The sequence below is a fragment of the Nonlabens sp. Asnod2-A12 genome, assembly GCF_045063745.1.
GTDB classification, from domain to species: domain Bacteria; phylum Bacteroidota; class Bacteroidia; order Flavobacteriales; family Flavobacteriaceae; genus Nonlabens; species Nonlabens xylanidelens.
Genome location: NZ_JBEFOB010000003.1, coordinates 2,581,142 through 2,595,869, shown reverse-complemented (window position 1 = coordinate 2,595,869; position 14,728 = coordinate 2,581,142). Strand labels below are relative to the sequence as shown.

At 36.3% G+C, this 14,728-nt stretch carries 16 protein-coding genes and 1 tRNA gene; 15 read left to right on the top strand and 2 right to left on the bottom strand.

Annotation, left to right across the window (positions count from 1 at the left end; genetic code table 11):
* Positions 1–2 precede the first annotated feature (2 nt).
* The gene (locus tag ACJJVJ_RS11850; RefSeq protein ID WP_104513905.1) at positions 3–746 is read right to left on the bottom strand and encodes a MotA/TolQ/ExbB proton channel family protein; all 744 of its coding nucleotides are present in this window, start codon (positions 744–746) and stop codon (positions 3–5) included.
* 275 nt (positions 747–1,021) lie between these two features.
* Positions 1,022–1,103: transfer RNA gene (locus tag ACJJVJ_RS11845), tRNA-Leu, on the bottom strand.
* A 133-nt stretch (positions 1,104–1,236) separates the two neighbouring features.
* Here ACJJVJ_RS11845 and ACJJVJ_RS11840 point away from each other — a divergent pair.
* The 15 genes from ACJJVJ_RS11840 (at position 1,237) to ACJJVJ_RS11770 (ending at position 14,727) form a co-directional block, all read left to right on the top strand.
* Entirely contained in the window at positions 1,237–2,178 is a 942-nt protein-coding gene (locus ACJJVJ_RS11840; protein WP_104513906.1) for a ribose-phosphate pyrophosphokinase, read from the top strand.
* Positions 2,179–2,202: 24 nt separating this feature from the next.
* A complete protein-coding gene (locus tag ACJJVJ_RS11835; protein WP_405370493.1) occupies positions 2,203–2,832 on the top strand; it encodes a 50S ribosomal protein L25/general stress protein Ctc in 630 nt (209 codons plus the stop codon).
* Positions 2,833–2,895: 63 nt separating this feature from the next.
* Positions 2,896–3,534, top strand: a complete 639-nt coding sequence (gene pth, locus ACJJVJ_RS11830; RefSeq protein ID WP_405370491.1) for an aminoacyl-tRNA hydrolase — start codon at positions 2,896–2,898, stop codon at positions 3,532–3,534.
* Between the two features lie 146 nt (positions 3,535–3,680).
* On the top strand, positions 3,681–4,616 hold the full coding sequence (locus ACJJVJ_RS11825; RefSeq protein ID WP_405370489.1) for a bifunctional riboflavin kinase/FAD synthetase: 936 nt from the start codon (positions 3,681–3,683) through the stop codon (positions 4,614–4,616).
* On the top strand, positions 4,597–5,937 hold the full coding sequence (locus ACJJVJ_RS11820) for an HTTM domain-containing protein (RefSeq protein ID WP_405370487.1): 1,341 nt from the start codon (positions 4,597–4,599) through the stop codon (positions 5,935–5,937). Before ACJJVJ_RS11825 ends, ACJJVJ_RS11820 begins: the two co-directional genes overlap by 20 nt.
* Positions 5,938–6,004: 67 nt before the next feature.
* A complete protein-coding gene (serS, locus tag ACJJVJ_RS11815; RefSeq protein ID WP_104513911.1) occupies positions 6,005–7,276 on the top strand; it encodes a serine--tRNA ligase in 1,272 nt (423 codons plus the stop codon).
* A 12-nt stretch (positions 7,277–7,288) separates the two neighbouring features.
* Positions 7,289–9,079: a tetratricopeptide repeat protein gene (locus ACJJVJ_RS11810; protein ID WP_405370485.1), complete on the top strand. Its 1,791-nt coding sequence runs from the start codon at positions 7,289–7,291 to the stop codon at positions 9,077–9,079.
* Positions 9,080–9,098: 19 nt separating this feature from the next.
* Positions 9,099–9,422 (top strand): DUF4286 family protein, encoded by a 324-nt coding sequence (locus ACJJVJ_RS11805; RefSeq protein ID WP_104513912.1) that lies wholly within the window; start codon positions 9,099–9,101, stop codon positions 9,420–9,422.
* Positions 9,423–9,468: 46 nt separating this feature from the next.
* Positions 9,469–10,308, top strand: coding sequence for a 16S rRNA (adenine(1518)-N(6)/adenine(1519)-N(6))-dimethyltransferase RsmA (gene rsmA / locus ACJJVJ_RS11800; RefSeq protein ID WP_104513913.1), 840 nt, complete (start codon positions 9,469–9,471; stop codon positions 10,306–10,308).
* A 72-nt stretch (positions 10,309–10,380) separates the two neighbouring features.
* Positions 10,381–11,730, top strand: a complete 1,350-nt coding sequence (mgtE, locus tag ACJJVJ_RS11795; protein ID WP_104513914.1) for a magnesium transporter — start codon at positions 10,381–10,383, stop codon at positions 11,728–11,730.
* A gap of 107 nt (positions 11,731–11,837) precedes the next feature.
* On the top strand, positions 11,838–12,314 hold the full coding sequence (locus ACJJVJ_RS11790) for a hypothetical protein (protein ID WP_405370482.1): 477 nt from the start codon (positions 11,838–11,840) through the stop codon (positions 12,312–12,314).
* A gap of 68 nt (positions 12,315–12,382) precedes the next feature.
* On the top strand, positions 12,383–13,327 hold the full coding sequence (locus ACJJVJ_RS11785) for a 2-hydroxyacid dehydrogenase (RefSeq protein WP_405370481.1): 945 nt from the start codon (positions 12,383–12,385) through the stop codon (positions 13,325–13,327).
* Positions 13,324–13,719, top strand: coding sequence for a VOC family protein (locus ACJJVJ_RS11780; RefSeq protein WP_405370479.1), 396 nt, complete (start codon positions 13,324–13,326; stop codon positions 13,717–13,719). Before ACJJVJ_RS11785 ends, ACJJVJ_RS11780 begins: the two co-directional genes overlap by 4 nt.
* A 36-nt stretch (positions 13,720–13,755) precedes the next feature.
* On the top strand, positions 13,756–14,166 hold the full coding sequence (locus ACJJVJ_RS11775) for a TM2 domain-containing protein (protein WP_405370477.1): 411 nt from the start codon (positions 13,756–13,758) through the stop codon (positions 14,164–14,166).
* A gap of 126 nt (positions 14,167–14,292) precedes the next feature.
* Complete coding sequence (locus ACJJVJ_RS11770; RefSeq protein WP_104513919.1) at positions 14,293–14,727, top strand: low molecular weight phosphatase family protein; 435 nt, start codon at positions 14,293–14,295, stop codon at positions 14,725–14,727.
* Position 14,728: the final 1 nt, after the last annotated feature.

Sequence of the window (14,728 nt, the reverse complement as noted above, 5' to 3'; positions counted from 1 at the left end):
AATTACTTACCGTTCTTATAGTCTACAAGAATATCGATAAGAGTAATAGAAGCGTCTTCCATATCGTTTACAATACTATCGATTTTAGAAACGATATAATTATAAAAGATTTGAAGGATAATCGCTACGATAAGACCAAATACCGTTGTAAGAAGTGCTACTTTAATACCACCAGCTACAAGAGAAGGCTCCATAGTACCTGCTTCTTCAATACTGTTAAATGATCCAATCATACCTATTACCGTACCCATGAAACCTAACATAGGTGCAAGAGCGATAAATAAAGATACCCAAGATACATTCTTTTCTAATTGACCCATTTGAACACCACCATAAGCTACGACAGCTTTTTCAGCAGCTTCAATGCTCTCATCTGCTCTATCAAGTCCTTGATAGTAGATAGATGCTACAGGTCCTTTTGTGTTACGACACACATCTTTAGCAGCTTCTATACCACCACTTTTTAGAGCTTGCTCTACATCAGCAGCAAGTTTCTTAGAATTTGTTGTAGAAAGATTTAAATAAATAATTCTTTCTATAGCAACTGCAAGTCCTAATATAAGACATACTAATACGATGGCCATGAATCCAGGTCCTCCATCAATAAAGTTTTTCTTTAAAACTTGGTGGAAAGACTCTGTCTTAATTACCTCTGGAGCTTCTTGAATTAATGCAGATGCTGAAGCAACACCAGTAACACCTAATGTCATGGCTGCCGTGAATAAAATTGAAAGTGATCGTTTCATTTGACTTATTTGATTTATTTGAATTTTCAGATTAAAGGAGGTAAATATATAATTTCTTGAGCTAAAATAGCACAACTAATGTTAATCTATAATTAAATATTCTAGTAAACGTATAGGAATAGCCATTTCGACGGTAAGAAAAACTGCTAGAAACCGTAAGACTTTCAGAAGTTTAGACCTAATCAACAGATGTGATGTTATGTAAATGTTAATATTTAAAAATCTGCTTTTAAATAAAAAAAGGAGCATCCTTATTATAAAGAATACTCCTTTTGTACCTCAGGCCGGAATCGAACCGGCACGCCGTGAAGCATTGGATTTTGAATCCAACGTGTCTACCAATTCCACCACTGAGGCATTAATCAATTGGAGCGGCAAAAGTAATACATTAAAATTATTTTTAAATACAATTTGACTCTTATTTAGAGAGCCTTCTCTAAAATTATAAGTACATTTGCAGCCTTAAAATCAAGACCTAAAGGATTTTAATATGAACTACCCTTTAAACAACGCTAAGTTATTCGGCTGTCGCCAAAGTATGGACCTTGCTATTGCTATAGCAGACAAGTACGGCGCAACTTTAGGTAAGGTAAATTTTTCCACATTTAGTGATGGAGAATTCCAACCTTCTTTTGAAGAATCTATAAGAGGCCGCCGTGTCTTTATTATAGGGTCTACACAACCTAGTAGTGACCATTTAATGGAAATGCTATTAATGATGGATGCTGCAAAACGCGCAAGCGCGAGACACATCACAGCAGTAATACCATATTTCGGTTGGGCTAGACAAGATCGCAAAGACAAGCCTCGTGTACCAATAGGTGCAAAGATGATCGCAAAAATTCTAGAATCTGCTGGAGCAACTCGTATTATAACGATGGACCTACATGCAGACCAGATACAAGGCTTCTTTGAAAAGCCAGTAGATCATCTTTTTGCAAGTTCTTTATTCATACCTTATTTAAAGAGTCTTAATTTAAGCGACCTTACTATAGCATCTCCAGACATGGGTGGATCAAAACGTGCTTATGCATATGCTAAAGTATTAGAAAGTGATGTAGTAGTATGCTACAAACAACGTCAGAAAGCAAATGTGATATCTCACATGGAGCTTATAGGTGATGTAACTGGTAAAAACGTAGTCTTAGTTGATGACATGGTAGATACAGCAGGCACACTTACTAAAGCGGCAGATGTGATGATGGAAAGAGGCGCAAAAAGTGTAAGAGCAATTTGTACACACGCTATTCTATCTGGTAAAGCATATGAACGCATAGAAGACTCACAATTATTAGAATTAATCGTTACAGACTCGATTCCTTTAAAGCAGCAAAGTAATAAGATAAGAGTGTTATCTTGCGCCGAATTATTTGCAGGCGTTATGCAAAGCGTGCAAAACAATGAATCTATCAGTGACAACTTTATAATGTAATTTCATTAACTAAATATATATAACATGAAATCAATCACGATCTTAGGATCTAAAAGAGAAAGCGTGGGCAAAAAGGCAACTAAAGCCCTACGTAATGCTGGATTGGTACCTTGCGTAATTTACGGAGGAGACGAAGCAATACATTTCTCAGCAGAAGAAAAAGCGTTCAAAAAACTTATCTACACTCCAGATGCACACACTGTAGTTATCGATTTAGGAAAAGACGGACAGTTCAACGCAATCGCTCAAGATATGCAATGGCACCCAGTAAAAGAATTACTTTTACACGCAGATTTTTATCAAATATTTGATGATAAAGCTGTAACTATGGAAGTACCTGTTATTCTTGAAGGTTCTGCAAGAGGTGTACTTAACGGTGGTGTTTTACGTCGTAACAACCGTAAATTAAAAGTAAAAGCTTTACCAGCTAACTTACCAGATTATATCACAATCGACATCTCTCCAATGAAAATTGGTGCTAAGAAGTACGTACGTGACTTAAGAGTAGATGAATATGAAATCATGCACCAAGACTCTGTAGTAGTTTGTATGATCAAAACGTCTCGTACTGCTGTTGCAGATGAGGATGAAGATGAAGAAGGAGATGTTCCTTCTACTGAAACAAGTGACGAAGCTGCGGTTAAACAAGATTAATCGCTTTTCCATACTTTTACAAGCTGCAAGATTTATTTCTTGCAGCTTTTTTATTTTTACAGCATGTTTAAATGGTTAAAAAACATATGGAATAGTGGACCTCAAACCACTATTATCTTAAAGGAAGAAGACCCCATGAAGAAATTCTTGATCATAGGCTTGGGTAATCCAGGCGCAAAATACACAGAGACCAGACACAATATAGGCTTTAAAGTACTAGACGAAATCGCCTCATTAAAAGAGGCTAGTTTTGAAACTCTAAAACTAGGCGACGTCGCATCTATTAAACACAAGGGTAAAAGCGTTATCCTGCTTAAACCTAATACTTTCATGAATTTAAGCGGTAAAGCGATTAAATACTACATGAAACAAGAAGGTATCGATATAGAGAACATACTTGTTATCACCGATGACTTGAACCTACCATTCGGTACGCTACGCATGAAGGCAAAAGGAACCGATGGCGGCCACAATGGTTTAAAAGACACTCAAATCACACTTAACACACCTAAATATCCACGTTTACGTTTCGGTATTTCCAATACTTTTTCCAGCGGCAGACAGGTAGATTATGTACTTGGAGAATGGAATAAAGAAGAACAAAAAGACCTTCCAGAACGCCTCAGCACTACTGCAGACATGGCGCTATCCTTCACTCACGCAGGACTAGCTAACACCATGAATCAATACAATGGCAAGTAGCTGGACACTTAATAATGGGTATATATAGATCTCGCTTTCGCGAAAGCGAAACAGCAACCACCATCACACTCATTAAAAGGCTCTTAAAAACATAAAAATATGCGCAGATTATTTTAATTTGCAAGTTCTCAAAAGAAAACTCTGAATTGAATACCTACGATAATATTGATAAATATAAAGCTGTAAAAGGCGCAGTGGTAACTATAGGAACCTTTGATGGCGTGCATCAAGGACATCAGAAAATCTTGCAACGTGTAGTTAAGAAAGCTGATGAAGACAATCTAACGAGCCTTCTTCTAACCTTTTTCCCACACCCTAGAATGGTATTACAGCCAGATAACGATCTAAAATTAATCAATTCTATTGCAGAGCGTGTCGATCTAGTTGCAAATCAAGGCATTGAAAATATCGTTATACACCCCTTCTCTAGAGAGTTTTCTAGAACAACTGCGATAGATTATGTTAAGGACATTCTAGTAGATAAACTGAAGGCCAAAGTAATAGTCATAGGATACGATCACCGTTTTGGTATTAATAGATCTGCTAGTATTGAACAACTCATAGAATATTCTAAAGAATATGACTTTGAGGTTATAGAAATTTCAAAAAAAGAAGTAGAAGAAGTTGCTGTAAGCAGTACCAAGGTTAGACATGCCTTAGAAAAAGGGGCAATAGAAATAACCAATAAATATTTAAACTGCAATTTCAGTATACACGGCACTGTAGTTACTGGAAAACAAGTGGGCCGCACTATAGGCTATCCTACTGCAAATTTAATGATTAAAGAATCTTATAAACTTATTCCTGCACCAGGTGTCTACATCACGAGTTCTATTATTAACGACACACGTGTTTATGGAATGACTAATATAGGTGTAAACCCTACTGTCTCTAACGAAGCTATTCAAACTATAGAGACCTATTACCTAGACTTTAATGAAGATCTTTATGGTAAGAATTTAGAATTATTCTTTCATAAAAGATTGAGACAAGAAGAAAAATTTAATCATCTCGAAGATCTAGTAAAAGCTATGCAACTAGACGAGCATAAAACAAGAGCCTATGTACAGCAAGTGGGATAAATGGCTTTTTACACAGGTAGATAATACTGCTCTAGTCCTTTTCAGGATGATTTTTGGATTACTTATAGCCTGTGAAGCATTTGGTTCCATTGCCTTAGGTGCCGTGAGAAGATTATTTATAGAGCCAGATTTCACATTTACTTTTATAGGTTTTGAATTTCTAGAACCATTGCCTGGTAACTGGATGTATGTACTGTACTCGATTATGGGAATCGCTGGTTTAATGGTTATGGTAGGCTACAAATACCGCATGGCGATAATATTTTATGCTATAAGCTGGGCTTATGTTTATTTATTGCAAAAGAGTAGTTATAACAACCATTGTTACCTACTTATGTTGCTTAACTTTATCATGATCTTTTTACCTGCAAACCGATCGGCATCCATAGATGCGAGACTAGACGCTAGCTATAGAAAAGAGCATATGTCCCGATGGATTTATGCATTTATTATCGCTTTTATATGGATCGTTTATGCCTATGCAAGTATCGCAAAGTTCTACCCAGACTGGTTAGACGGTAGTTTTGCAAAGTACTTGATGAGCACAAGAGGTAAGTCGTTTGATATTTTACAACACGACTGGTCACATCAGGCGATATTATATTTTGGTTTATTTTTTGACTTGTTGATTGTACCATTCCTATTATGGAAAAAAACAAGATGGATAGCCATTATCGCTTCTATCTTCTTCCATATATTTAATAGTATTGTTTTTCAAATAGGTATTTTCCCTTATCTCGCACTATCCTTTTTACTGTTCTTTTTCTCCACCGAGGTATTACACAAAAGATTGATTTGGAAAAAAGCCTATTATGCAGCAGCAGAGGTTATTGTACCTAAAACAAAACCTGTTATTCTATTTTGTACCGTCACGTTTTTAATCACCATGTTTTTACTACCCTTAAGACACTGGGTTATAGAAGACGATGTATTATGGACAGAAGAAGGACATAGATTAAGCTGGCGCATGATGTTGCGCAGCAGGTCTGGATATGGCATCTTCTATGTAGTAGATAAAGAAACTGGTAAAAAAATGCCTGTACATTTAAACCAGTATTTGAGTAAAAAACAACAACGCTCTGTACAGTCTAAACCTGACTTCATCTGGCAGTTTGCACAAAAGCTAGAAGAAATCTATGCCGAAGAAGGTAAAGAAATAGAGGTCTATGCTGACATAAAGGTTTCTATAAATGGAAGACCTAGAAAACAACTTACTGATCCCACGGTAGATCTTACACAAGAAGAATGGAGCCACTTTAAACACCATTCTTGGATTATGCCTTCTTCACTTTATGAAGAAATTCCCACGCTTAAAAACTAAGCAGCTGTTCCTATCGTTATGTTAACGATTATCCCTAATTTTACCATCATACTTTAAATCAGATCACATGCTACAAATAGCAGAAATACGTGAAAACAAAGACGCGTTTGCAATCGCATTGCAAAAGAGAAACATCGATGCACTTCCTTTATTAGAGAGCGCTATTGCTGTAGATGAAAATCGACGTAACCTACAAGGTCAACTAGATGAAATTCTTGCAAAAAGCAATAAACTTTCTAAAGAAATAGGAGATTTATTTAAATCTGGAAAAGGTGCTGAAGCAAATGAACTAAAGTCACAAACTTCTGGTTTAAAAGAATCTTCAAAAGAAATAGGTGAGCAATTAAACGCTGCCGTAGAAGAGTTACAAAACATTTTATACACGATTCCTAACATACCACAAGACAGCGTTCCAGCTGGGAACAGTGATGAAGATAACGAGGTAATCTCTCAACATGGAGAAATACCTACTTTACATGACGGTGCAAAACCACACTGGGAACTAGTAAAAGATTATGATATCATAGACTTTGAACTAGGTAATAAAATTACTGGTGCTGGATTCCCTGTTTATAAGAAGAAAGGTGCTCGTTTACAACGTGCGTTAATCAATTACTTTCTAGATAAAAATACCGCTGCTGGATATGAAGAAATGCAAGTACCGCATCTTGTAAATGAAGCTAGTGGTTATGGAACTGGACAGTTACCAGATAAAGAAGGACAGATGTACCACGTAGGTGTGGACGACCTTTATTTAATCCCAACTGGAGAAGTACCTATAACTAACATTTATAGAGACAGTATTTTAGATAATAAAGATTTCCCTATTAAAATGACTGGTTATACACCATGTTTTCGTCGTGAGGCTGGTAGTTATGGTAGCGATGTAAGAGGTCTTAATCGTTTACACCAGTTTGATAAAGTAGAGATTTTACGTATCGAGCATCCAGAAAATAGTGATGCAGCACTAGATAACATGGTATCACATGTACAGGAAATTCTAGAAGAACTAGAATTACCTTACCGTATTTTACGCCTTTGTGGTGGTGACCTAGGTTTTACCTCTACTCTAACTTATGATTTTGAAGTGTACAGTACGGCACAAGAGAAATGGCTAGAAGTAAGTAGTGTTTCTAACTTTAAAGCTTTTCAGGCAAATCGTTTGAAATTGCGTTATAGAAGTGGAGAAAAAGGAACAGAACTGGCACATACTTTGAATGGTAGCTCACTAGCATTACCACGTATTCTTGCTAGTATTCTAGAAAACTTTCAAGTAGAGAGTGGTATTAAAATCCCTAAAGTATTGATTCCTTATTGTGGTTTTGATACTATAGATTAACTTTAAAACCTTATGCGTTACCTTTTTGTAGTTTTTACGGCACTTTTTTGCACCTTTAGTTTTGCTCAAGATTCTAAACTTGCTGAAAATTACATGGATCAAGGTGAGTACAATAAGGCATTAAAAATCTATCAAAAAATATACGATAAAAATAAGCGCAATCCCAGAGCGGTGTTTGCGCTTATTGAAGTATATCAACAGTTAGAACGTTATTCTAGTGTAGATTCTATTATCGATATTGCACAAAAAAGCACCCCTCGCAAAGAGCAATTTTACATAGAACGTGGTTATAATGCAACGCTACAAGGCAAAGACAGTATCGCAACTAACTATTACCAAAAAGCGATTCATGTTATAGACTCCTTACCACAACTTACCTATCAAATAGCCTATAGATTTGAAAAGCGTAATGAGCTAGAAGAAGCTATACTGTCCTATGAAAAAGGAATGGCTCTCAACGATAAACTTAACTACAATTATCAACTAGCTAAATTATACGGTGAGCAAGGAGATCTGGAAAAGATGTTCGATACTAACGTGACCTTGATAGAGCAAAATGCCGTTTACCGCTCTCGAGCACAAGCTATATTTGCTCAATATGTCACTGATGATGCAGATAATGAGGGAAATAAATTATTAAGAAAGGTACTTTTATTGCGCTTGCGTGAAAATCCAGATCCTATTTATAATCAATTGCTCTCTTGGTTATTTGTGCAACAAAAGGATTTTAAAAAAGCATTTATACAAGAAAAAGCGATCTATAAACGTGAGGAATCTAATATGGACAACCTTAGAGATCTTGTAATAACTGCTATAGATGAAAATGATCTAGAAGCTGCAAAGGACATTCTTGATTACATGATTGAAGAAACGCAATCTTTAAGTACTAAATACATCGCGCAAAGTTTAAAAATTAAGTTGCGTGCAAACGCAGCTACTGCTCAAGAGTTTGAATCTATTAAATTAGATTATGAAAATCTACTTACTACTTATGGTAGGGACAAAGAAACTTTTAGACTGCAACTGGACTATGCAGATTTTCTAGCTTTTAAAACTAACGAACCTCAAACGGCTAGCGATTTATTGATAGCTCTAGAAAAAACTAATTTAAGTAAATTTCAAAAAGCAGATGTAAAAATACTTCTTGCCGACATACTCGTTCTACAGGAGCAATTTAACAGAGCACTTATATTTTACAGTCAGGTACAAAACGACTTACCTAACGACCTGCGTGCTCAAGAATCTCAATTTAAAGTAGCACGTACCAGCTATTATCAGGGTGACTTTCCCTGGAGTCTGACTCAATTAAAAGTATTGCGCAGCGCTGCCAGTAAGTTAATCGCAAATGATGCCATGGAGTTAAGCCTGACTATTGCAGACCACTCTGTAGAAGACACGACGTTTGTTGCGTTAAAAGCTTTCGCGAAAGCGGAATTAAAACAATACCAGAATAAAAGATCTGAGGCCATAACTCTTTACGATCAATTACTGTTAGATCACAAAGGAGACCCTATCGAAGATGAAGCCTTATTAAAACAAGCACAGCTTTATGAAATAGATGGCAAATTTGAAAAAGCTAGAGATAATTACCAGCTTATTATTGATAATTACAGCGATGGTATTCTTGCAGATGACGCTATTTACAGACTAGGCCTATTGTATCAAGAACACCTAGAAAACCCATTGAAAGCCAAGGAGCTTTTTGAAAAAATAATATTTTCACACGCAGACAGTATTCACTTTGTAGATGCTCGCAGGCGCTATCGCAGGTTGCGTGGTGATGAAAACGACAAAGCTTTTTAAGTATAAAATCAACAGATTTATGATCATATATAATGTCACTTGTAACATGCATTCTTCATTAGAACCAGAATGGGTACCATGGATTAGAGAACATATTGCCAAAGTACTAGGAACAGGACTTTTTATGGACGCTAGATTTACAAGAGTTCTTGTAGAGGATAAAGACGGACACAGTACTTTTTCTATCCAGTATAAGGCAAACAGTAAAGAAGCATTATTGGATTACTATGAAAATCATGCTGCAGAATTGAGAAAAGAAGGCATCAGTAAATTTGGAGAACAGGTTCTCTCCTTTAGAACAGAGCTAGAATTGATCGATGAATATAACGTGCGTAGAGGTTAGAAATAATCATTGATTTCCATTAAAAACATATTCAAACAGAAGAAAATTGGCAAAATACAAACCTAAATACACATCGCAAGACAAAGGTGTTACTGCAAAGAAACACTTAGGACAGCACTTCCTTAAGGATGACACTGTTGCTGTGCGCATTGCCGACTGTTTAACTTATAAAGGCTATGATCAAGTTCTAGAAATAGGTCCAGGAACAGGTGTCCTTACTAAACATGTTTTGAGAAAAGATATTAAAGTAACTGCACTAGAACTAGACAGCGAGTCTGTAGAATATTTAACCACCAGTTTCCCGATAGAACATGCTGGCCTGGTAAACGATAAAACATTTGCCGTAATAGAAGCAGATTTCCTTAAGAAAGATCTGTCAGATATTTATGGAGATCGCTCATTTGCCATTATAGGTAACTTCCCTTACAACATTAGTACACAAATTGTATTTAAGACTATAGAGAACAGAGACCAGATTCCAGAATTCGGTGGTATGTTTCAAAAAGAGGTAGCACAGCGCATTTGCGCACCACACGGTTCAAAAACCTATGGTATTCTATCTGTTCTTGCACAGGCCTACTATCATGCAGAGTATATTTTTACTGTTGGTCCAGAGGTTTTTAATCCGCCACCTAGAGTGGACAGTGGTGTATTGCTTTTAACACGTAAAGAAGATTATGATCAACTGCCTTGTTCTTATGCAAAATTGCGCCAGGTAGTAAAACTAGCTTTTCAACAACGTCGCAAGACTTTAAGAAATTCATTAAAAACAATGAATTTACCTGACGAGATGCGAGAAAAAGAACTCTTTAATCTACGTCCAGAACAAATAAGTGTCGCCATGTTTGTAGAATTAGTTCAAGAAATTGAGGCACTAGAGTCATAATTCCTACAAATTTGTAAAAAACCACACCTACTCCTATTCAAAAAATTATCTTTGCTAGCTTAAGTAAGAATCATGCAATTTAATATCACCAAAGACTTTCTTGAAGAAGTAAAATCACTTATTGAAGTCAGTGATACTAAAAAGCTAGAACATATTCTAGAAGAACTACACTTTGCAGACATAGCAGAGATTATAGACGAACTTAATCTAGAAGATGCCGTCTTTATAGTAAAGTTACTAGATTCTGAAAAAACGTCTGAAGCTCTCATGGAGCTAGACGAGGCACAAAGAGACCGCATTCTTAACGCATTATCTCCTAAAGAAATAGCTGGAGAGCTAGAAGAAATGGATACCGATGATGCGGCAGATATTCTTAATGAACTATCTGAAGACGTAGCACAATCTGTAATCAATGAGCTCGTAGATGAGCAACATGCTGAGGACATAGTAGATCTATTGCGCTATGAAGAAAACAGTGCCGGTGGACTTATGGCCAAAGAACTCGTGAGAGTTAACGAGAACTGGAGCGTTACCGGTTGCGTGAGCGAGATGCGTGCACAAGCAGAAAATGTAACACGTGTACACTCTATCTATGTAGTAGATAACAACAATAAACTGAAAGGAAGACTCTCTTTAAAAGATTTACTAACTAGTAAGGAAGACACACCTATAAAAGACGTTTATATTCCCAAAGTAGATTTTGTAACCGTAAACACACCAGGTGAAGAAGTATCACGTATCATGCGTAAGTATGACCTAGAAGCCATACCTGTAGTTGATGAGTTAGACCGACTAGTAGGTCGCATTACCATAGATGACATTGTAGATTTTATTACAGAAGAGGCAGAAAAAGATTACCAACTAGCCAGTGGTATATCACAAGACGTAGAGGCTAACGATAGCATCTGGGAACTGACTAAAGCACGACTACCATGGCTCGTTCTAGGACTTCTAGGTGGTATAGGTGCTGCGGCTATTATGGGCGGTTTTGAAGAAATATTTGAAAAACACGCCGTACTCTTTTTCTTTACACCACTTATAGCCGCTATGGCTGGTAACGTAGGTGTGCAATCTAGCGCTATTATAGTACAAGGTATTGCAAACGACGACCTCAAAGGAAGTATAGGAAATCGATTAATTAAAGAAATACTTCTCGCGATGTTAAACGGTGTCATACTCGCTATACTTTTATTTGCTTATACATTTGCTACCAAAGGCGAGATATTCACATCTATCGCGATCTCTACATCACTTTTTGTTGTGATCATAGTTGCTGGACTCGTAGGTACATTTGTACCGCTTGCATTGCATAAAAGAGGGATAGACCCAGCGCTAGCAACTGGCCCATTTATTACCACCAGTAACGATATATTTGGGATCCTCATCTATTTCATGATTGCAAAGGCTATAATAGGTATCTAGATTATAGATTTTTATTCCGCTTTCGCGAAAGCGAGATCAAAAAGATCACAAAGTATTTCTAGCATAAGATTAAGTAAAAAGTAGCATCCATTACTTATCTTCACTTTATGAAAACGGCAACCGTAAAAGAACTAAAGGAAGAACTTAAATTCAGGTCTGAAGAGGACTTGATGAAGATAATCTTGCGCCTTTCTAGATTTAAAAAAGAAAATAAAGAACTACTTACCTACTTGCTTTTTGAGTCTAATGATGAAGATGATTATGTAGTAAATGTAAAGACCTTAATGGATACTATGTTTCTAGCACTTAACACTTCTAATAATTATCGTTTACAAAAAGGAGTGCGCAAAATACTGCGTGAGGCAAAAAAGTATGTGCGTTATTCTGGAAGTAAAGAGACAGAGGTGGCTGTGCTTATTCATTTCTGTCGTTTAATGCGCGAGACACATCCACAGGTGATGCGCAGTAAAACTATGAGAGATTTAATGGCAAGACAAATTATATTGATAAGAACTCGTATCTCTACCTTGCATGAAGATCTTCAATATGATTTTGAAACTGAACTGAACATGGTGGAAGTTTGATGAACTGTTATTGCGCAATTGATGCCAAATCTAATTTTATCTCTCTCCATCTTAATTAATGACTCTTTATGAAAATACTCCACCTAGATAGCAACCATGATATTCTAGCAAACAAGCTAGAAGAGGCTGGTTTTGAAAATTACTTTGACTTTACTTCTTCAAAGGAAGAAATCATGAAAGTTATCGATACCTATGATGGCATAGTAGTACGCAGTCGCTTTCCTATAGATCGTGAATTTTTAAGTGCAGCAACTCATTTGAAATTCATAGGTCGTGTAGGTGCTGGACTAGAAAACATAGATCTAGATTACACAGCTGCTAATAACATCGCTTGTTATAACGCACCAGAGGGAAATAGAAATGCCGTAGGAGAACACGCTCTAGGTATGTTGCTCTCTTTATTTAATCACTTAAACAAAGGAGATAAAGAAGTACGCTCTGGTTTATGGCATAGAGAAGAAAATCGCGGTGTAGAGTTAGATGGTAAAACGGTAGGTCTTATAGGTTATGGTAATATGGGAAAAGCATTTGCAAAAAAGCTCTCTGGCTTTGACTGTAAGGTAATTTGCTATGACATTAAGCAAAATGTAGGAGATAAGAATAGCCAGCAGGTCTCTCTCAAAGAACTACAAGAACAGTCGGACGTGTTAAGTTTACATACACCTCAAACACCGCTAACTGTAAAGATGATAGACGCAGCTTTTATTGCTGCTTTCAAAAAGCCTTTTTATTTAATTAATACCGCTAGAGGTAAATCTGTTGTTACGGAAGATCTAGTAGCTGGATTAAAAACAAGTAAAATTCTAGCTGCAGGGTTAGATGTGTTAGAGTATGAGAAGGGTTCTTTTGAATCTCTTTTTCGCGACAGTGAAATACCTCAAGCATTTAAAGAACTGCTAGAAATGGAAAATGTTCTTTTAAGTCCTCATGTAGCTGGATGGACCGTAGAATCTAAGTATAAACTAGCAGAAGTTATAGCAGATAAAATAATTGCAAATCACAAGACGGCATGAAAAAAGTAACAGGAATAGGCGGTATATTTTTTAAATGTAAAGATACCGCAGTGACTAAGGCGTGGTATGAAAAGCACTTAGGCCTACCGGTAGATGATTATGGCTGCACCTTCTGGCAAGCAGATAGTGTGGCGCTAGATAAAAAAGCGAGCCAGCAATGGAGTCCTTTTAAGAAAGATAGTAATTACTTTGAGCCAGGAGAACAAGAATTCATGATCAATTACAGAGTACATGATCTACATGGATTAATAAACGAACTGAGAGAAAACGATGTTGAAATAGCAGGAGACATTCAAGAGTTTGATTACGGTAAATTTGGTTGGATTATAGACTGTGATGGCCGTAAAGTAGAACTTTGGGAACCGATCAATGAGCATCTATTTGAAAAATAACATACATTTACAAAAAACTAATCAAAAATAACAAACATGAGTACAGAGGGATACGATAGTTCAAAAAACAGTTTTGATAACGCAGCAGAGTCTGCAAAGGAAACTTTTAATCAAGCATCTCAAGGAGCAAAAGAAAGTGCAAAGGACTTTCAACAAGGTTTTAACCAAACAATGAACAATCAGGAGAACAAGAAAATGCTTGCTGGAATATTAGCAATCGTTGCTGGTGCATTTGGTGTTCATAAATTTATTTTAGGTTACACTAATGAAGGTATCATACTAGCTGCTATCACACTGGTAGGTATCATAACTTCATGTTTTGCTGTAGGTATGTTATTTGTTTGGATTCCAGGAGTTATAGGACTTATAGAAGGTATCATTTACCTTACAAAATCAGATGAAGAATTTTATCAAACGTATCAAGTAGGTAAGAAAGCATGGTTTTAGCACTTGCTGATTAACAGATAAATAAGGTCTTAAATGTTAAGTTTAAGGCCTTTTTTTGTGTGCACGAATTAATGGTCTTAACTTTGCCTTAACATTACAACTACCAGAGGTTAGAATGTTCAACACATGGCTTTAAAAATATTAGTTCTCAGTACCACTAACTCTACATTAGGGCCTATGGCTCAAGGGTTTTTAGACTATTACAGTTCCAAGAAAACGAAGGTAATTAGTGCCGGTTTAAAACCTTTGCCTATAAACGAGATGACCCTTAAGGTTATGGATTCTTTAGGTATACCAGTAGAACAATCAAGAAAGAGTTTTGAAGATATAGAAGAAATCACCTTTGACTATATATTTACTTTTTCTAGAAAAGCAAATGACCTAGCTGTTAAAACTGCCAAAAGAGCTCAAATATTCCATCTGGACATGGATAACCTTGATGAAGTAAACGGTACTAACAAAGAAGTTAAACAAGCATTTAAAGCGAGTCGTAAGGAATTACAAAATTACTGTATTGAATTCGCAGAAAATCACTTGCAAAAGAAAATAAAGAAAGACTAGA